This is a genomic window from Bacillus sp. 16GRE42, assembly GCF_019837435.1.
Taxonomy (GTDB): domain Bacteria; phylum Bacillota; class Bacilli; order Bacillales; family Bacillaceae_G; genus Bacillus_A; species Bacillus_A wiedmannii.
In genome coordinates this window covers 344307-364057 of the sequence record NZ_JADAXF010000004.1, presented here as the reverse complement: position 1 = coordinate 364057, position 19751 = coordinate 344307, and the positions used below count along the sequence as shown (strand labels likewise).

Below are 19751 nucleotides of genomic sequence, written 5' to 3'. Positions count from 1 at the left end.
ATTTAAGTAAGAAAAAAATTATTTTTTTATAATACAAAGGAGGACAAATTAAATGAGTTTAGGTGTAATCGCAGCTGCAATTGCAATTGGTTTATCAGCATTAGGTGCAGGTATTGGTAACGGTCTTATCGTATCACGTACAATCGAAGGTGTTGCTCGTCAACCAGAATTAAAAGGCGCGCTTCAAACAATTATGTTCATCGGGGTTGCTTTAGTTGAGGCACTTCCAATCATCGGTGTAGTTATTGCATTCATCGTAATGAACAAATAAGGGAGACTCCCCTTACATAGATGGCGAAGAGTGTTTTTCCGAACTTTCTTCGCCATTGCTTTATGAACGAAACGTATGTCTTTTTTTTTCATATGATCAATTTAGATATTTTGAAGGGAGTGAATCCTTGTGCCAACTTTATTATTAGGGGCTTCCATTCCATTTGGAACGATTGCTTATACATTGTTCATTTTCTTACTTCTATTAGTAATGCTACGCAAATTTGCGTGGGGTCCTTTAATGGGAATTATGAAAGAACGTGAAGAGCATGTTACTAATGAAATCGACGCTGCAGAAAGAAGTAACGCTGAAGCGAAGAAATTAGTAGAAGAACAACGTGAAATGTTAAAACAATCGCGTGTTGAAGCACAAGAGTTAATCGAAAGAGCGAAAAAACAAGCTGTAGATCAAAAAGATGTTATTGTTGCTGCTGCGAAAGAAGAAGCAGAATCAATTAAAGCATCTGCTGTACAAGAAATTCAACGCGAAAAAGAGCAAGCGATTGCTGCTTTACAAGAACAAGTCGCTTCTTTATCTGTTCAAATTGCTTCTAAAGTAATTGAAAAAGAATTAAAAGAAGAAGATCAAGTTAAGTTAATTCGCGATTATATTAAAGAAGTAGGAGAAGCGCGATGAGCAATGGGATTGTAGCAAAACGTTATGCTGTCGCTCTTTTTAAAATTGCAAAAGAAAAACACGTATTAGAAATGTTTGAAGAGGAATTACGCCTTGTACAAAACGTTTATGTAAAGAACGAAGAACTACATAGCTTTTTAACGCAACCGAACATTTCAAAGGAACAAAAGAAAACGTTTCTTGCAAACGTATTCGGATCTGTTTCTGAATCTATTTTAAATACGTTATATATTTTAATTGATAACAAACGCATTGATATCTTACCTGAAATTGCAGATGAATATGTTGTTCTTGCTAATGAAGAACGTAACGTAGCCGACGCAACTGTATATTCTACTCGTCTTCTATCAGAAGAAGAGAAGCTTAACATTGCAGAAGCATTTGCAAAGAGAACGGGAAAAGATGCAATTCGCGTAAAAAATGTTGTAGATGAAGATTTACTAGGCGGCATTAAAGTACGTATTGGAAATCGCATTTACGACGGAAGCTTACAAGGAAAATTAGCACGTATTCAGCGTGAATTAATGAAGAATAGATAGGGGTGAAGCACATGAGCATCAGAGCTGAAGAAATTAGCGCACTGATAAAGCAACAAATCGAGAACTATCAGTCTGAAATCGAAGTTAGTGATGTTGGTACAGTTATCCAAGTTGGTGACGGTATTGCGCGTGCTCATGGTCTTGATAACGTTATGGCTGGTGAACTTGTAGAGTTCTCTAACGGCGTTATGGGACTAGCACAAAACTTAGAGGAAAACAACGTAGGTATCATTATTTTAGGACCTTACACAGAAATTCGTGAAGGTGACGAAGTTCGTCGTACTGGTCGCATCATGCAAGTACCAGTAGGAAAAGAACTAATCGGTCGTGTTGTAAACCCATTAGGTCAACCAGTTGATGGTTTAGGCCCAATCAATACAACAAACACTCGTCCAATTGAAAGTCCAGCACCAGGTGTAATGGATCGTAAATCTGTTCATGAGCCACTTCAAACAGGTATTAAAGCGATCGATGCTCTTGTACCAATTGGCCGTGGTCAACGTGAGTTAATCATTGGTGACCGTCAAACAGGTAAAACAGCAGTTGCGCTTGATACAATCATTAACCAAAAAGATGAAGATATGATTTGTATCTATGTAGCTATCGGACAAAAAGAATCAACTGTACGTAACGTAGTAGAAACACTACGTAAGCACGGTGCATTAGATTACACAATCGTTGTAACTGCATCAGCTTCTCAACCAGCTCCATTATTATACTTAGCTGCTTATGCTGGTGTAACAATGGGTGAAGAGTTCATGTACAATGGTAAACACGTATTAGTAGTATATGATGACTTATCAAAACAAGCAGCGGCTTACCGCGAGCTTTCATTACTATTACGTCGTCCTCCAGGTCGTGAAGCATATCCAGGGGATGTGTTCTACTTACATTCTCGCTTATTAGAGCGTGCAGCAAAATTAAGTGATGCAAGAGGCGGCGGTTCTTTAACTGCACTACCTTTCATCGAAACACAAGCAGGGGACGTATCAGCTTACATCCCAACAAACGTAATTTCTATTACGGATGGACAAATCTTCTTACAATCTGACCTATTCTTCTCTGGCGTACGTCCAGCGATCGATGCGGGTACTTCTGTATCTCGTGTAGGTGGATCTGCTCAGATTAAAGCAATGAGTAAAGTATCAGGTACACTTCGTCTTGACCTTGCATCTTACCGTGAGTTAGAAGCGTTCGCTCAGTTCGGTTCTGACCTTGATAAAGCAACTCAAGCGAAACTAAACCGTGGTGCTCGTACTGTTGAGGTATTAAAACAAGGATTACACAAACCATTACGTGTAGAGAAACAAGTTATCATTCTTTACGCTTTAACACGTGGATTCCTAGATGATATCCCAGTAGTAGATATCACTCGTTTCGAAGAAGAATTCCATGCTTGGTTAGATTCTAATGCGACTGACTTATTAGAAGAAATCCGCACAACTAAGAAACTTGCGGATGACGACAAATTTGCAGCAGCTATTAATGGATTTAAAAAAGTATTCGTAGCTTCTGAATAATAAAAGCGGAAGCGGCTCGTCCTGAATGTGAGGGGGATGGAGCTTCTGACGAAGAGGCGGTCTTTGCCTCGTAGGAAGAAGTGAAGCCACCGAACATTCAAGCCGCTGGAGCTAGATAATAATATATAAAAGGCATCTCAAGTTTTGAGATTGCTGACGGTTATGTAAAGGAAAAGAGTAGGTGCACCTATTCTTTTCCTTCAATCATGAGCAAGAATATCTTGCAACGTAGATTAGGAAGAGAATTCTTACTAATCGTGCCAACTTCCGGAAAAAAGGTGGTGAAAACCTGTGGCATCTTTACGCGATATAAAAGCGAAGATTAACTCGACAAAGAAAACGAGTCAAATTACGAAGGCGATGGAGATGGTATCTGCATCTAAGTTAAACCGTGCAGAGCAAAATGCTAAATCTTTCGTTCCGTATATGGAAAAGATTCAAGAAGTAGTAGCGAGCATTGCGCAAGGAAGTAAAGGAATTAATCATCCGATGCTAAATGCGCGTCCTGTAAAGCGTACAGGGTACATCGTTATTACATCTGATCGCGGACTAGCAGGTGGTTATAACAGTAACGTATTACGTACAGTAAGTAACGTAATTCGTGAACGTCATAATATGGATTCAAACCAATATTCAATTATTGTGCTTGGCCGACTAGGACGTGATTATTTAAAACGTCGCGGCTTTAACATCATTGATGAAGTAGTTGGACTATCTGACCACCCATCATTTACTGATATTAAAGATCTTGCTTCTCGAGCAATTGCGATGTTTGCAGATGGTGCTTATGATGAGCTGTATATTTACTACAACCATTACGTAAGTAAAATTTCACAAGAAGTAACGGAAAATAAAATTTTACCGCTTACTGATGTGGCGTCTGACAAACCGACGACAGCTTATGAATTCGAACCTTCTGAAGAAGAAATTTTAAAAGTACTATTGCCACAATACGCAGAAAGCTTAGTGTACGGTGCATTACTAGACGGTAAAGCAAGTGAACACGCAGCGCGTATGACAGCAATGAAGAGTGCTACAGACAACGCAATGGAAGTTATCGATTCACTTACACTTTCATTCAACCGTGCGCGTCAGGCAGCGATTACGCAAGAAATTACGGAAATCGTTGGTGGAGCAGCAGCGTTAGAGTAGTATTAAAAAGTGGAAGCGGCTCGTCCAGAACAAGAGGGCATTGGAGCTCCTGACGAAGAGGCGTAGTTTGCCTCGCAGGAAGGCACGAAATGACCGAATGTTCTAGTCGCTGGAACTAGATTCTATAAAAGCGTAGGCGGCTCTTTCAAAAGAGTCGCGTAAGCTATAAACCAATAAAAAATGAAAAGCTAACTGCTCGTAGCAAGTTGGCTAATTAAAAGAAAGCTAGGAGGGAACCCGATGAATAAAGGGCGCGTTACGCAAATCATGGGTCCGGTTGTAGACGTTAAGTTTGATGGCGGAAAGCTACCAGAAATCTACAACGCCCTTACGGTAAAACAAAGCAACGAAAACGGAGCAAGCATTAACTTAACATTTGAAGTTGCACTTCATTTAGGTGATGATACAGTTCGTACAGTTGCAATGTCTTCCACAGACGGACTTGTTCGTGGTACAGAAGTAGAAGATACTGGTAAAGCAATCTCTGTACCAGTTGGAGATGCAACACTTGGTCGCGTATTTAACGTATTAGGTGATGCAATTGACTTAGATGGTGAGGTTCCTGCCGATGTACGTCGTGATCCAATTCACCGTCAAGCACCTGCATTCGAAGAATTATCTACTAAAGTAGAAATTCTTGAAACTGGTATTAAAGTAGTAGACTTACTTGCTCCTTACATTAAGGGTGGTAAAATCGGTCTATTCGGTGGTGCCGGTGTAGGTAAAACGGTATTAATTCAGGAATTAATTAACAACATCGCACAAGAACACGGTGGTATCTCTGTATTCGCTGGTGTAGGTGAGCGTACTCGTGAGGGTAATGACTTATACCACGAAATGAGCGATTCTGGCGTAATTAAGAAAACTGCGATGGTATTCGGACAAATGAATGAGCCACCTGGAGCACGTCAACGTGTTGCATTAACCGGTTTAACAATGGCTGAGCATTTCCGTGATGAGCAAGGACAAGACGTACTTCTGTTCATCGATAACATCTTCCGTTTCACGCAAGCAGGTTCTGAAGTATCTGCCCTTCTTGGTCGTATGCCATCTGCGGTAGGTTACCAACCAACACTTGCAACAGAAATGGGTCAATTACAAGAGCGTATTACATCTACAAATAAAGGATCTATCACGTCTATCCAAGCGGTATATGTACCAGCCGATGACTATACGGATCCAGCACCAGCTACAACGTTCGCTCACTTAGATGCAACAACAAACTTAGAGCGTCGTTTAACACAAATGGGTATTTACCCAGCCGTAGATCCATTAGCATCTACATCTCGTGCACTTTCTCCAGAAATCGTAGGAGAAGAGCATTATGAAGTAGCTCGTCAAGTACAGCAAACTTTACAGCGTTATAAAGAGCTTCAAGATATCATCGCTATCTTAGGTATGGATGAGTTATCTGAAGAAGATAAGTTAGTTGTACATCGTGCTCGTCGTATTCAATTCTTCTTATCTCAAAACTTCCACGTAGCTGAGCAGTTTACAGGTCAAAAAGGTTCTTACGTACCTGTAAAAAATACAGTTAGCGGATTTAAAGAAATTCTAGAAGGAAAATATGATGACCTTCCAGAAGATGCATTCCGTCTTGTAGGTAGTATTGAAGAAGTTATTGAAAACGCGAAGAAAATGATGGCGTAAGGCCTTAGGAGGGACGAATTATGAAGACATTTCCAGTCAGTATTGTAACTCCTGATGGACCGGTTTACGAAAAAGAAGTAGAAATGGTAAGCGTAAAAGCAGAGAGTGGGGAAATGGGGATCTTACCAGGTCACATTCCAACTGTTGCACCATTAAAAATTAGTGCAGTTCGTCTGAAAAATGGTGGACACACTGATTATGTAGCAGTAAGCGGTGGCTTTATCGAAGTTCGTCCGGATAAAGTAACTGTATTATCATCATCTGCTGAAGAAGCAAACCATATCGATATCCATCGTGCAAATGAAGCGAAGCGTCGCGCTGAACAACGTATGCAAGATAAACAAGCACATGTTGACTTTAAACGTGCAGAAATGGCATTACAACGTGCCGTGAACCGTTTAAACGTTTCTGATATGAAATAAAAAATCCGTAAAGGCTTTGCCTTTACGGATTTTTTATGGAGTTTATGGATAATTTTACAAAAATGGTATAATTATATTGATGCTTGTATAAGTAGAGAATGTACAACAATTTATAAAGGGGATGAATAAATGATCGGTGAAATGAAACGAGAAGCGTTGCACTCTTTAAAGGGAAAATGGGGACTAGGTGTTGGATCAACGATTTTATATTTTATTTTAAGTTATGTTGTTTCAATGGCTGCAATGCTTATACTTTTAATTCCAGGAGTTATTATATTTTTACTATTTGCTGGTTTCACAGGTTCACTTGAAGAGGAAACAATATCAATTGGAGCAGGTATTACATTTGGTATTTTTTATTGCATCATAATAATTTTGAGTAACGCATCGTATGGGATTACATCATACGGTTATACAAATGTGTTTTTACAGATTAGTAAACGAGAAAGTGCTAAAGTAGATCACTTATTCGAAGGATTTCGGGGCTTTAAAAGAATGATGAAAACAATGTGGGCAATGCTTGCGATTTTGTTATATACAGGTACATGGATCCCGATGTTGCTAGTAGCCTTATTTGTATTTTTTGGTGAAGAAGGAAATACGTCTTTTGCTATTGCTTTCTTTGTACTATTAGCTATTTCAATTGTTGGTATGATTGTGATGTACTTTTCTTATGCGATGACGTACTATGTTATGGTTGAAAATCCAGAGTATAGTGTGTCACAGGCAATGAAAGAAAGTAAGCGTCTTATGAAGGGGCACAAATTAGATTTATTTTTGTTGTGGCTGAGTTTTATAGGTTGGGCAATTTTAGCGATTCTTACACTCGGAATAGGATTTCTTTGGCTTAGCCCGTATATGAGTACAACGACAGCGCATTTTTATCGCTATCTTTCAAAAGCTGAATTGTAGTAGGAACATGCTATACTAATAGAGTTATTACGTATAGGAGGAAGAATATGATTAGTGATTTAAAAGGAGAAGCGTTAGATTCATTAGAAGGGAAATGGGGATTAGCTGTCGGGGCAACATTACTGATTTCGATTCTTATTTCAGCTTTTAGTTTTAGTATTGATTTCATTTTCTCTCAATTTTGGGATTGGAAAGAAGTAAATAACTCACTTTCAATAGACGTTATTACAATATTGATGGTAGGTCCATTAACGCTAGGTGGTTATTATTTAGCTCTGCATATCATTCGTGAAAAAGAAGCGCGTATTGGGCATATATTCAGATGGTTTACAGAAGGAAGTAAGTTTATAAAGTCATTTTTATTATATATAGTAGTGAACATTTATATCTTCTTATGGTTTTTACTATTTATTATTCCAGGCATTATTAAATCATTTTCTTATGCGATGACGTACTTTATAATAAATGATCATCCTGAGTATTCCATAAATCAAGCTATTACAGAAAGCCGTCGTATGATGGATGGACATAAGATGGAGTATTTCATTTTATGTTTAAGTTTTATTGGTTGGTTTATATTAAGTTGTATTACACTCGGGATTGGATTCTTATGGCTAATTTCATATTTTTATACGACGTCAGCAGCCTTTTATGAAGAAATTGCAGAGGAGTATTACGAGAAAACAATTCCCACACTATAAAAACACCCAGTATGAGCTATTGGTTCATACTGGGTGTTTTTTGTAGAAATTTTATTAATTGATGACTCGTAAGTGGTTTACTGAAATAGTAGCCTTGCATATATTTACAGTTGTTCTTTTGTAGAAACTTAAGTTGTTTTTCTGTTTCAATTCCTTCAGCAACGACAGAAAGGTTTAAAGTATTTGCAAGGGAAAGGATAGTGGAAACGATAGCTCTTTCCTCAGGTCGATGATCGGCTAGTTGTGTAAATTCTCTCGGTACTTTTAATGTATCGATAGGGAAAATTGATAAGTAAGCGAGAGAAGAATAGCCGGTACCGAAGTCATCAATGGACGTTTGAATACCATATTCCTTTAATTGTTTTAGTCTTGATAATGTTTCTTTTTCATCAATCATTGCAATGCGTTCTGTTAACTCAAGTATTACATGCTTTGGATCGACTTTAATGTCTGTTAGTATTTGTGAAATGTTCTTGATTAAATTCTCTTGCTGGAACTCTTTTGCGGATAAGTTCACACTTATTTTTAAATCTGTGTAGCCGAAAGTATGCCATATTTTTAACTGGCGACAGGATTCTTTTAATACCCAATGACCGAGTGGAACGACTTGTGGCGTCTCTTCTACAATTGGAATGAACTCACATGGCGGAATGTCACCTAGGAGTGGGTGTTTCCAACGTATTAATGCTTCAGCACCAATAATCTTTTTCGTCGTAATATCAACTTGTGGTTGATAGACGAGATAAAACTCTTCGTTTACTAAAGCGAGTGGTAAATCTTTTTCAATTCGAGCTTTTCGTTCCATTTTTTTATACAATTCTTTCGTGTACAGAGAGCTACCGTTTTTTCCTTTGTTCTTTGCTTCGTACATGGCCATATCAGCATGCTGTAAAATAGACAATGGATCTTCACCTGCTTCAGGATATATTGCAATCCCGATGCTCGGTGAGATTTGTAAATGTTGATTTTCGATTTCGAATGGTTCGTTCATGGCTGCTACAATCGTATCAGCCATTTTTTTTACATCGGGTCTTTTTTTATAATTTTCGATAAGGATTGTGAACTCATCTCCAGCTAGCCGGGCAAGCTTCATACTTGGTGTCGATAGTCTTTCGAGTCTTTTTGCTACTGCAATTAATAGAAGGTCTCCTACCCTATGACCGAGGGTATCATTAATAACCTTAAAGCGGTCTAGGTCGAGAAACATAACAGCAAAAGGCCTTTTTGATATTTCGGATCGAGCAATTGCTTGTTCTACATATTGATGAAATGAACGGCGATTTGCAAGCTCTGTTAAAGTATCATGGTATGCCAGAAAATTAATTTGTTCTTGTTGTTGTTTGCTTTCCGTAATATCTTTAATCATTAAATAAACCCCAGAAATATGATTCTTTAAAAAGATAGGAACAGCTGTAACATGCAAGTAGTAAATATCTCTATTTTTATGATATGCCCGTATTTCTAAAGAAATAGATTTCCCCTTTTTTACGCTATGAAAGGCATTAATGATTTCTTCCAAATCTTCTTCATACGTAAGTGAATAGTAAGGTTGATTTAATAATTCATTCGTTTGATAACCGAGCAAAGTAGTACCAGCGTTATTCACTTTGAGAAAATTACCGTACAAATCTAAGGTGAAGATTGGATCTGGATGATGCTCATATAAAGATTTAAACATCTGTTGGTTATGATATAGTTCATTTTTTTGTTCTACTAAATCTTCTGTACGTAGTTCAATTTGTTTTTCGAGTTCCGAGTTGAATTGCATTTGGGCTAGTAATAATATTTTATTTTGTCTTCGAACTAAACTATGGCGTATGAGAACGAAGGAGAAAGTTATTATAAGCCCGATTACTACAATCGGTGCAAAAACATATTCAACTAATATAAAAACAATAAGCATTACTACAGAAATATAAGGTAATGATAATCTGATTGATTCCCCAAGTTTAGGGGTTAATAGTACTTGCTCTTGTTTTTCAGGTTCTTTTGTATGCAGAATACAGGCAATTGCTACTAGTACTAAAGTTACTTGATAGAGAGGAGTAACTGTAAACATAGAATACTCTGGTGTGAAGTATTTGATATAAGCATAAATCGCATCTGTAGTAGCATACAAAATTAAAGCAATGCCAAGAAGCGCACCAACTTTTTTTGATAATAAGGATAATGGCTTGAATAACAGATTGATTCCTATGAGAAAAAAGAGCAAATCGGCCATTGGATAGGTAAGTTGAACAAATATGTCGATATAGGATGTTGAAGAAATGTGAATGGTTCGTTCAATAAGTAAGTAGTAACTTAAAGTAAATTGGGCTGTAACAATAATACAAATATCACATATCATAAAAAGCTTTTCTAATAAATCGCGATTATAGATGATTTCATATAGAAAGGCAAATGCAAAGCTAATTAAAAAAAGTAGGTAAAAAAAGTCAGACGGATCAACGAATGTATAGTAATCCTTTAAAATTAAACGTTGATAGGCAACGACTAAATCACCAATGAAATAAGAGAGGGTTCCAACACATAATATGGTCCAAAATAAACGAGGTAACCCTTCTTTCCTATTTGAAAAATAAAGTATATAACTACAAGCGATAATATCAATGAATAAGGTACTCATTCCAATTAATATTTGAAAAGGAAATGAGTATTCATATAGAAAAGGCATTGCCACGTAATGAATCGCTATAGACAACAATATAATGCTTATAAGAATACTTACATGTGTTTGTTTTTTCATTTATCTCACCCACGGTATATACATATAAATTCCTCTTTTTATTTTTTATTGTTTCTTGAAAAACATATATAATTTCTATACTTATTTTGCACAGGTATAGCGAGTTATAAAAATAGATTTTAATAATTCTCGTTTCTGTCCCCAACATATCGACATAGGAATTTGAAGTTTGCTATAATGATTAAAATAGTTGCATTATTTAGAAAAATTTAAAAATAATAATTACTGCAACTAGGACATATTGTTTACTAAGTGAACTTGTTCTTAATTCAGGGGGGAGGGTTTCACAATGGCAAGTGTATATGAAAATAGTTATATGATCGTTTTGATTTTCTTGCTATTAGGTATATTGCTGCCGGTAGTGGCTCTTACATTAGGAAGGATGCTGCGTCCAAACAAACCAAGTGCAGCGAAAGCGACGACGTATGAGAGTGGGATTGAGCCTTTTCATGATGCAAATATTAGGTTTCATGCTCGTTATTATATTTTTGCTTTATTGTTTGTCATCTTTGATGTAGAAACTTTATTTTTATATCCATGGGCTGTTGCATATGACAAGCTCGGTTTATTTGCACTGATTGAAATGCTCATCTTTGTTGTAATGTTGCTAGTTGGATTAGCGTATGCTTGGAAAAAGAAGGTGTTACAATGGTTATAAATTTTGAGGAATTACATCCAAATGAACGAGCGGAATTAGAACGAAATATCTTTTTTTCTACATTGGAGCAGTTGAAAGGATGGGCACGGAGCAATTCTTTATGGCCGATGACATTCGGACTAGCATGCTGTGCAATTGAAATGATGGGAGTAGGTTCATCACATTACGATTTAGATCGATTTGGGTCATTTTTTCGGACTTCACCAAGGCAATCGGACGTTATGATTGTGTCGGGAACGGTAACGAAGAAGATGGCTCCTATTGTTCGGCGCTTATACGATCAAATGCCTGAACCAAAGTGGGTGATTGCAATGGGATCTTGTGCGACAGCAGGTGGCCCATATGTAAATTCATATGCTGTTGTGAAAGGTGTGGATCAAATTGTACCAGTTGACGTGTATATTCCTGGCTGCCCACCAAATCCCGCCGCTTTAATTTATGGAATTAATAAATTGAAAGAAAAAATTCGTTACGAGGCAAAGACAGGAAAGCAGGTGACGAATAAATGAGTGATCCAAATAAAGACCTAGAGGATTTGAAAAGAGAAGCGGCAAGGCGTGCGAAAGAAGAGGCGAGAAAGCGTCTCGTTGTGAAACATGATGCGGAAATAAGGAAACTTGAGGAAGAAGATCAAGAAAAAGAGAAAGCGCTACCAAAAAATGATGGTATGACTGTGGAAGAAGCAAAACGACGTACAGCAGCGGCCGCAAAAGCAAAAGCGGCAGCATTAGCGAAGCAGAAAAGAGAAGGAACAGAAGAGGTAACGGGAGAGGAAAAGGCCAAAGCGAAGGCGAAGGCAGCAGCCGCGGCAAAAGCAAAAGCGGCAGCGTTAGCGAAGCAAAAAAGAGAAGGAATAGAAGAAATACCGGAAGAAGAAAAGGCGAAAGCGAAAGCGAAGGCAGCAGCCGCGGCAAAAGCAAAAGCGGCAGCGTTAGCGAAGCAAAAAAGAGAAGGAATAGAAGAAATACCGGAAGAAGAAAAGGCGAAAGCGAAAGCGAAGGCAGCAGCCGCGGCAAAAGCAAAAGCAGCGGCATTAGCGAAGCAGAAAAGAGAAGGAACCGAAGAAGTAACGGAAGAGGACAAGGCTAAGGCGAAAGCAAAGGCCGTGGCAGCAGCAAAGGCAAAGGCAGCGGCTCTAGCGAAGCAGAAGGCCTCGCAAGGTGATGGGGAATCGGGAGATGAAAAGGCGAAGGCAATTGCAGCAGCGAAGGCGAAAGCGGCTGCGGCAGCAAGGGCGAAGACAAAGGGCGCTGAAGGTAAAGTGGAAGAGGAGCCGAAGCAGGAAGAGTCATCCGTGAATCAGCCGTATTTAAATCAGTATGTTGAAGTTATTAAGGGGAGAATAGGAGAGGATACATTAGTAGATTCCTATATTAATAAACTTTCAAAAGATGTACCAACTCTTGTGGCGGAGCCCTCAAAATATTATGAAGTAATGGAGTTACTGCGATTCCATGAGGGACTTGCTTTTGATTATATGTCAGAGCTACATGCGACGGATTTTGTGACACATATGGAAGTATATGTTCATTTATTTTCATATGGAAAGAAACAGTCAGTAGCGGTGAAGGTAAAGCTGGATAGGGAAGAGCCGCAAGTAGAATCGGTGACAGCGCTTTGGAAAGGAGCGGACTGGCCAGAGCGAGAAGCATATGATTTGCTCGGCATTGTATTTAAGGGACATCCGAATTTATCACGTATTTTAATGCCGGATGATTGGATAGGGTATCCGCTTAGGAAAGATTATGAACCGTATGATGTGGAGGTGTAGCTTATGATCCGTACGGAAGAAATGCTTTTGAATGTAGGGCCTCAGCATCCGAGTACGCATGGTGTATTCAGGCTTGTTATTAAGATTGACGGGGAAATTATTAAAGAAGCTACACCAGTTATTGGATATTTGCATCGCGGGACCGAAAAGATTGCCGAGAGCTTACAGTATACACAAATTATCCCTTATACAGATCGAATGGACTATTTATCGGCCATGACGAATAATTACGTCATTTGCCATGCTGTAGAGACGATGATGGGGCTTGAAATCCCGGAGCGGGCCGAATACTTACGAGTGCTTGCAATGGAGCTTGGAAGGATTGCAAGCCACCTCGTTTGGTGGGGGACAAATCTTCTTGATATAGGAGCGGTCAGCCCGTTTTTGTACGCGTTTCGTGAACGAGAGATGATTATAAATTTATTAAACGAATTATGCGGTGCCCGGCTTACTTTTAACTATATGAGAGTCGGGGGTGTAAAGTGGGATGCGCCGGACGGTTGGATTGAAAAAGTGGAAGAGTTTGTTCCGTATATGAGAGAGCAATTAGCAGGTTATCATGATCTCGTTAGCGGTAATGAGATTTTCTTAAATCGTGTAAAAGGCGTTGGTATATATAACGCGGAAGAAGCGATTTCGTATTCTTTAAGCGGAGCGAATTTGCGGTGTACCGGAGTAAACTGGGATCTTCGCAAGGATGAACCGTACTCCATTTATGATCGTTTTGATTTCGATATTCCTGTTGGGAGTGTGGGAGATGCTTGGGATCGTTACGTTTGCCGCATGCAAGAGATTGAGGAGTCATTAAAAATTGTTGAGCAAGCTGTCCAGCAGTTTCCAAAAGACGGAGCTGTGCTAGCAAAAGTACCGAAAATCATTAAGGCGCCTAAAGGGGAAGCGTTCGTCCGTATAGAATCGCCGCGAGGAGAGATTGGTTGCTATATTGCTAGTGATGGAAAGAAAGAGCCGTACCGCTTGAAGTTTCGCAGGCCGTCTTTTTACAATTTGCAAATTTTACCGAAGTTATTGAAAGGTGAAAACATCGCCAATTTAATTACGATTTTAGGTGGAGTTGATATTGTACTTGGGGAGGTTGATGGCTAATGATTGAAACGCTCTTACAATCACCTTCAAGCTGGACGAATTTCTTCATTTTTTTCGGATTAGCGGTGCTTCTATTATTTGCAGTCCTTGGCTTCGTTACATATGGTATTTTGGCAGAACGGAAAGTGATGGGTTTTATGCAAGGGCGGATTGGCCCAAACCAAGTTGGGGGCCGGTTCGGCTTACTACAAACGGTAGCTGATGTTTTAAAACTATTACTGAAAGAAGATAGTATTCCGAAAGCGGCAGATAAACCGTTGTTTATATTAGCACCTGTTATTGCATTCGCACCGGCATTTATGGTGCTTGCAGTCATCCCGTTTACTGATAAATTTCAGTTCGCGGATATTGGCGTAGGCTTACTGTATTACATTGCTGTTTCTGGCATTACGACGATTGGTGTCGTAACTGGAGGATGGGCATCAAATAATAAATATTCCCTTTTAGGAGGGATGCGTGCGGCGGCGCAAATGATTTCTTATGAAATTCCGCTCGTAATGAGTGTAATTGGCGTCGTTTTGTTAGCTGGTAGCCTGAATTTAAATGAAATTGTAGCGGCGCAGGAGAATGTTTGGTACATTTTCGTGCAGCCAATCGGTTTCGTCGTTTTCTTAATCGCGGCGGTAGCAGAGTTAAATAGGACGCCGTTTGATTTACCAGAAGCAGAATCGGAACTTGTTTCTGGATATCATACGGAATACTCAGGGTTTCGATGGGCGTTTTTCATGCTTTCAGAGTACGTATATTTCTTCGGAATGGCATCTTTAATTACAGTGCTCTTTTTAGGCGGATGGAATCCAGTTATGTTCCTTGGATTTATCCCAGGAGCTGTATGGTTTGCTTTGAAATTTAGCAGTGTAGTCTTTCTATTAATTTGGTTCCGCGTTACGTTCCCGCGTATAAGAGGTGACCAGTTAATGGAGTTTGGCTGGAAAGTATTATTGCCAATTGCACTTGCAAATATTTTCTTAACGGCATTGATTAAGGAGTTGTTCTTCTAATCTATGAGGGGGGTGCCAGTAAGAGATGAAAGGACTATTTAAAGGATTAAAATATACATTAAGCAATTTGAGTAAGAAGAAGGTGACTTATGATTATCCGAATCAACCGTTGCCGCTGCCGGACCGCTTTCGAGGTATTCAAAAGTTTTATCCGGAAAAGTGTATTGTTTGTAATCAGTGCTCCAACATTTGTCCGACAGACTGTATTCAGTTAACGGGAAAAAAACATCCGGATCCTACGAAAAAAGGAAAAATTATCGACACGTACGACATTAATTTTGAAATTTGTATTCTGTGTGATTTATGTACAGAAGTTTGTCCGACAGAGGCGATTGTTATGACAAATAACTTTGAACTCGCGGAATATTCACGTGATGATTTATTTAAAAATTTGCAGTGGCTTGACGAAAACGACGAAAACGTCAGGAAGGAGAATAAAGCATGAATGGCGAGTTTGTAGCATTCTTCATACTATCCTTGTCTGCAATTATCGGCGGTATTCTTATGTTGAACTTAACGAAAGTCATGCATATGATGCTAGCTCTCGTTCTGACATTTCTTAGTATCGCAGGTTTGTACTTTCTTTTATCGGCCGAATTTATCGGAGTTGCACAAATTTTACTTTACTCCGGTGCGATCACAATTATTATGATTTTTGGCATTATGTTAACACAACATAACGCAGAAAATGAATCGCGTCTTACTCTTCGAAAATGGATTATCTTCTTTGCGGTTGTAGCATTTGGGGCAGTTATGTATTTCGCTGTTAACAATATTGATTTTGCAAATGAAAGCACACAAGGAAGTTTACCTCTCCATGAAAAAAACACACTTCAAATCGGTACACTTCTCTATTCGAAATATATTATTCCATTTGAGTTAACCTCAGTTATTTTACTTGTAGCACTTGTTGGCGCGATTATACTTGCGAAGAAGGATGAGAAAGAGGAGGATTCCAATGAGTAGCGTTCCAGTTTCTGCATATTTAACGCTTGCGATTATTTTGTTTTGCATCGGTTTGTTTGGAGCTTTAACGAAGCGAAATACAGTGATTGTATTAGTTTGTATTGAATTAATGCTTAACGCGGCCAATTTGAATTTAGTAGCGTTTAGTAAATTAGGTTTGTTCCCAAATTTAACAGGGCAAATTTTCTCTCTATTTACGATGGCTGTAGCAGCAGCGGAGGCGGCGGTAGGACTCGCCATTTTAATTGCTTTGTATCGTAATCGTACGACGGTTCATGTAGATGAAATGGATACGCTCAAAGGATAACATTGTGACCGAAAAGGGGGAAGGAAACAATGATCGATTATGCATGGCTCATACCGCTTTTCCCACTTGTTTCGTTTTTTTTATTACTTATATTCGGGAAGAAAATTAGAGAAGGAAGCAGTGTACTTAGTATTTTCCTCGTCTTTCTCTCCTTTATATTTGCGGTACTTGTATTAATAGAAAGATTTTCAGAAGCAAGCGTGAAGCATAAGTGGGTATGGCTTAGAACGGGAGATATTGATATATCATTTGGCTTTGAAGTGACTGCATTAGGGGCTTTAATGCTGTTTATCGTTACACTTGTGAGTTTACTTGTACATGTGTATTCGAAAGGTTATATGAAAGGTGAGGAAAGATTACCAACCTTTTATGCCTATTTAGGGCTCTTTACATTTGCGATGCTCGGGCTCGTTATATCCCCGAATTTATTACAGCTTTATATATTTTGGGAGTTAGTCGGCCTTGGTTCATTTTTACTCATCGGTTTTTATTTCTTTAAAGAAGAAGCGAAGGCTGCTGCGAAAAAGGCTTTTATTATGACTCGTATTGGAGATGTCGGTTTATTTATTGGGATGATCTTAATTTTCTGGCATGCAGGTAGTTTTGAATATGACGCAATATTTAGGGCGATTCATACGGGGGATCTTACCCCTACGATGATTACAATAACAGCGATATTAATTTTTATCGGTGCGATGGGGAAGTCAGGTCAGTTCCCGCTTCATACGTGGTTACCAGATGCGATGGAAGGGCCGACGCCTGTTTCGGCACTTATTCATGCGGCGACGATGGTCGCAGCTGGCGTATATTTAGTGGCGACGATGTTCCCGCTATTTTCAGCAAGTGCGGTGGCGATGCAGACGGTGGCAATCGTTGGAGCCTTCACTGCAATCTTTGCGGCTTCCATAGGTCTTGTACAAACGGATATAAAGAGAGTGCTTGCTTATTCTACAGTGAGCCAGCTTGGGTATATGATGCTTGCGTTAGGATCTGCCGGTTATGTAGCTGGTGTTTTCCATTTAACGACACACGCCTTTTTTAAAGCGCTACTATTTTTGGCGGCAGGAAGTGTCATTCATGCAGTGCATACGCAAGACATTAATAAAATGGGTGGTTTACAGAAGAAGATGAAAGTAACGGGTGCACTATTTTTAATCGGTACACTTGCAATTAGTGGGGTTCCGCTCCTTTCAGGTTTCTTTAGTAAAGATGAAATTTTAGCGGTGACTTGGATGAATGGCAATTACGTTTTATTCATATTAGCAGTAATTGCAGCGTTCTTAACAGCATTCTACATGTTCCGGCTATACTTCCTTGTCTTTACTGGGGAAGCCAAGACGAAGGGAGATGTGCAGGAATCGCCCCGCATTATGACGTATCCGATGATCGTCCTTGGCGTTCTCGCGGTAGTGGCGGGTTATATGAATACACCATGGTTTGGGACATTCCTCGGGGATTGGCTTACGAAAGATGTAGCATTTAAAACGCGAGAGGCACACGGACCAGTTTGGATTATGATCGTAGCGACTATCGTTTCATTTGCTGGGATTGCTCTTGCATATTTCATATATGGCAAGAAATCTATTTCTAGAGATTGGGCTGGTGGTGATGGAACACCTCTTTATAACCTTTTGAAAGAAAAATATTATGTGGATGAACTATACAATATGACGGTGCTCCCTATTACGAAGGGAGTCGCCCATGTGCTTCGCTTATTTGAGGTGTATGTAGTCGAAGGAATTGCCATTTTAATAGGGAGTCTAATTAAAGGGATAAGCGGACTCGGTTCTAGACTCCAAAACGGAAATGTACAAGTGTACGGCACTGTAACAGTTGTTTCGCTTGCAGTACTCGTCATTATTTTGCTCTATACGGGAGGGGATTTACGATGAATGATTTGTTATTAACGTTCTTCATTTTTTCCCCGCTTTTAGGAATTCTCTTACTTGTATTAACACCGAAAAAAGAATCGCGTACAGTGCGAGCGCTTGGTTTATTTGGAACGGCGCTTCCATTTGGAATCGCTATCGTTCTCGCTTGTACATATGCTTCTGGAAAGAGTTTATCGCTATTTGATGAAAAAGTGAAATGGATTAAATTTGGGGATCTTGCAGCGGTGGATAAAAGATGGTTTTCCATTTATTACGAGCTCGGCATTGATGGTTTATCGCTCGTTATGATGGTGCTGACAGCCCTTCTAGCGATGTTTGCAGCAATTGCGGCATTTACTATTAAAAGAAACTTGAAAGCCTTTTATATGCTGCTACTCATGTTAGAAATAGGGATGCTCGGCGTCTTCGCTGCTCAAAATTTAATGTTGTTCTTTATCTTCTTTGAAATTACGTTGCCACCAATGTTTTTATTAATTGGGAAGTGGGGGAAATTGTCGAGTGAAAAAGCTGCTTATAGTTATTTAATATATAACGGTATTGGCTCCGCCATTTTGCTCATCGTTTTCTCGGTTTTATTTGCGAAAACAGGTACAACAAATATTACAGAGCTTAAAGAAATATTAACGAGTGTAGGTGCTGGGGGAGGAATGGCTGTCTCAAGTAGTTTACAGTTCGGCTTGTTTCTTGCCATAATGATTGCTTTTGCGATTAAACTACCCGTTTTCCCGTTACATCGCTGGATGGTCAATGTGCATATTGAAGCGCATCCGGCTGTAGTTATGCTTCATGCGGGCGTTTTACTGAAGATTGGGGCATACGGTATGATTCGTTTCGGAAAGGGGCTATTCCCGGAATACTTTCGCGAGTTTGCAACGCTCATTGCGATTTTAGGAGTCATTAATTTATTGTACGGAGCCTTCTTAGCACTCATCCAAACGGACTTCCGGAAGGTACTTGCTTACTCTAGTATTTCGCATATGGGCATTGTATTAATGGGCCTTGCGGCGTTAAATGCACCAGGTACACAAGGGGCACTATTCCAAGTTGTCTCTCACGGTTTAATTGCAGCCTTACTCTTCTTCTTACTGGGCGTTATAGAACAGCGCTTTGGAACGTCGGATATTACAGCGCTTGGCGGACTCGCAAAAAGTGTCCCAGTACTTAGCGGATTCTTCTTAGCAGGAGGAATGGCATCGCTTGGATTACCAGGAATGTCTGGATTTGTTAGCGAGTTTCTTGCCTTTCTCGGTTTATTCCAAGGGGAGCCAATCATTGCTACAGTCGGTGTACTTGGCATCATTTTAACCGCTGTATACGTATTGAGAGCGACACTTCAAGTAACATTTGGTAAGAAAGAGTGGGAGGCGAAAGCTGATATACACGGATGGGAGTATGTCCCTATATTGCTACTTATCTTCTGCATTATTGCAATTGGAGTAATGCCAGAAATACTAGGGGATCCGCTTCAAAATACATTGAAAACATTGGGGGTGAAGTAGGATG

General features: G+C 39.4%; 20 protein-coding genes. 19 read left to right on the top strand and 1 reads right to left on the bottom strand.

Annotated features, from left to right (window positions below):
- The first annotated feature begins 52 nt into the window (after nucleotides 1–52).
- The 9 genes from atpE (at nucleotide 53) to ILS93_RS22285 (ending at nucleotide 7803) form a co-directional block, all read left to right on the top strand.
- Nucleotides 53–271 carry a F0F1 ATP synthase subunit C gene (atpE, locus tag ILS93_RS22325; protein WP_000052064.1) on the top strand — a complete coding sequence of 73 codons (219 nt, stop codon included), beginning with the start codon at nucleotides 53–55 and terminating at the stop codon, nucleotides 269–271.
- Between the two features lie 129 nt (nucleotides 272–400).
- A complete protein-coding gene (gene atpF, locus ILS93_RS22320) occupies nucleotides 401–907 on the top strand; it encodes a F0F1 ATP synthase subunit B (RefSeq protein WP_001142625.1) in 507 nt (168 codons plus the stop codon).
- A complete protein-coding gene (gene atpH / locus ILS93_RS22315) occupies nucleotides 904–1446 on the top strand; it encodes a F0F1 ATP synthase subunit delta (RefSeq protein ID WP_046960138.1) in 543 nt (180 codons plus the stop codon). Before atpF ends, atpH begins: the two co-directional genes overlap by 4 nt.
- Before the next feature lie 11 nt (nucleotides 1447–1457).
- The gene (gene atpA / locus ILS93_RS22310) at nucleotides 1458–2966 is read left to right on the top strand and encodes a F0F1 ATP synthase subunit alpha (RefSeq protein ID WP_000027511.1); all 1509 of its coding nucleotides are present in this window, start codon (nucleotides 1458–1460) and stop codon (nucleotides 2964–2966) included.
- Nucleotides 2967–3257: 291 nt separating this feature from the next.
- Nucleotides 3258–4118 (top strand): F0F1 ATP synthase subunit gamma, encoded by an 861-nt coding sequence (gene atpG, locus ILS93_RS22305; RefSeq protein ID WP_000157696.1) that lies wholly within the window; start codon nucleotides 3258–3260, stop codon nucleotides 4116–4118.
- Nucleotides 4119–4358: 240 nt separating this feature from the next.
- Nucleotides 4359–5768 (top strand): F0F1 ATP synthase subunit beta, encoded by a 1410-nt coding sequence (gene atpD / locus ILS93_RS22300; RefSeq protein WP_002113041.1) that lies wholly within the window; start codon nucleotides 4359–4361, stop codon nucleotides 5766–5768.
- A gap of 20 nt (nucleotides 5769–5788) precedes the next feature.
- Nucleotides 5789–6190, top strand: a complete 402-nt coding sequence (gene atpC, locus ILS93_RS22295; RefSeq protein ID WP_000847214.1) for a F0F1 ATP synthase subunit epsilon — start codon at nucleotides 5789–5791, stop codon at nucleotides 6188–6190.
- Between the two features lie 129 nt (nucleotides 6191–6319).
- Nucleotides 6320–7102 (top strand): DUF975 family protein, encoded by a 783-nt coding sequence (locus ILS93_RS22290; RefSeq protein WP_088047736.1) that lies wholly within the window; start codon nucleotides 6320–6322, stop codon nucleotides 7100–7102.
- A 47-nt stretch (nucleotides 7103–7149) separates the two neighbouring features.
- On the top strand, nucleotides 7150–7803 hold the full coding sequence (locus ILS93_RS22285; RefSeq protein ID WP_222661287.1) for a DUF975 family protein: 654 nt from the start codon (nucleotides 7150–7152) through the stop codon (nucleotides 7801–7803).
- A 16-nt stretch (nucleotides 7804–7819) separates the two neighbouring features.
- On the opposite strand, the gene ILS93_RS22280 is transcribed toward ILS93_RS22285, so the two are convergent.
- The gene (locus ILS93_RS22280) at nucleotides 7820–10549 is read right to left on the bottom strand and encodes a putative bifunctional diguanylate cyclase/phosphodiesterase (protein ID WP_222661285.1); all 2730 of its coding nucleotides are present in this window, start codon (nucleotides 10547–10549) and stop codon (nucleotides 7820–7822) included.
- 289 nt (nucleotides 10550–10838) lie between these two features.
- Here ILS93_RS22280 and nuoA point away from each other — a divergent pair, with 289 nt between their 5' ends.
- From nuoA to ILS93_RS22230, 10 genes are read left to right on the top strand one after another with little or no spacing between them, the layout of a single operon-like run.
- Nucleotides 10839–11207: an NADH-quinone oxidoreductase subunit NuoA gene (nuoA, locus tag ILS93_RS22275; protein WP_000179273.1), complete on the top strand. Its 369-nt coding sequence runs from the start codon at nucleotides 10839–10841 to the stop codon at nucleotides 11205–11207.
- On the top strand, nucleotides 11198–11716 hold the full coding sequence (gene nuoB / locus ILS93_RS22270; protein WP_000236331.1) for an NADH-quinone oxidoreductase subunit NuoB: 519 nt from the start codon (nucleotides 11198–11200) through the stop codon (nucleotides 11714–11716). The genes nuoA and nuoB overlap by 10 nt, the downstream gene beginning before the upstream one ends.
- On the top strand, nucleotides 11713–12978 hold the full coding sequence (locus ILS93_RS22265; RefSeq protein WP_222661283.1) for an NADH-quinone oxidoreductase subunit C: 1266 nt from the start codon (nucleotides 11713–11715) through the stop codon (nucleotides 12976–12978). The genes nuoB and ILS93_RS22265 overlap by 4 nt, the downstream gene beginning before the upstream one ends.
- Nucleotides 12979–12981: 3 nt before the next feature.
- Nucleotides 12982–14082, top strand: coding sequence for an NADH-quinone oxidoreductase subunit NuoD (gene nuoD / locus ILS93_RS22260; RefSeq protein ID WP_098101694.1), 1101 nt, complete (start codon nucleotides 12982–12984; stop codon nucleotides 14080–14082).
- The gene (nuoH, locus tag ILS93_RS22255) at nucleotides 14082–15083 is read left to right on the top strand and encodes an NADH-quinone oxidoreductase subunit NuoH (RefSeq protein ID WP_000573437.1); all 1002 of its coding nucleotides are present in this window, start codon (nucleotides 14082–14084) and stop codon (nucleotides 15081–15083) included. The genes nuoD and nuoH overlap by 1 nt, the downstream gene beginning before the upstream one ends.
- 25 nt (nucleotides 15084–15108) lie before the next feature.
- Nucleotides 15109–15528, top strand: coding sequence for an NADH-quinone oxidoreductase subunit NuoI (gene nuoI / locus ILS93_RS22250; RefSeq protein WP_000677191.1), 420 nt, complete (start codon nucleotides 15109–15111; stop codon nucleotides 15526–15528).
- The gene (locus ILS93_RS22245; RefSeq protein ID WP_064476115.1) at nucleotides 15525–16049 is read left to right on the top strand and encodes an NADH-quinone oxidoreductase subunit J; all 525 of its coding nucleotides are present in this window, start codon (nucleotides 15525–15527) and stop codon (nucleotides 16047–16049) included. The genes nuoI and ILS93_RS22245 overlap by 4 nt, the downstream gene beginning before the upstream one ends.
- A complete protein-coding gene (gene nuoK, locus ILS93_RS22240) occupies nucleotides 16042–16356 on the top strand; it encodes an NADH-quinone oxidoreductase subunit NuoK (protein WP_222661282.1) in 315 nt (104 codons plus the stop codon). Before ILS93_RS22245 ends, nuoK begins: the two co-directional genes overlap by 8 nt.
- Before the next feature lie 29 nt (nucleotides 16357–16385).
- Nucleotides 16386–18248, top strand: a complete 1863-nt coding sequence (gene nuoL / locus ILS93_RS22235) for an NADH-quinone oxidoreductase subunit L (RefSeq protein WP_149173781.1) — start codon at nucleotides 16386–16388, stop codon at nucleotides 18246–18248.
- Complete coding sequence (locus ILS93_RS22230; RefSeq protein ID WP_222661280.1) at nucleotides 18245–19747, top strand: NADH-quinone oxidoreductase subunit M; 1503 nt, start codon at nucleotides 18245–18247, stop codon at nucleotides 19745–19747. The genes nuoL and ILS93_RS22230 overlap by 4 nt, the downstream gene beginning before the upstream one ends.
- The last annotated feature ends 4 nt before the right edge of the window (nucleotides 19748–19751 follow it).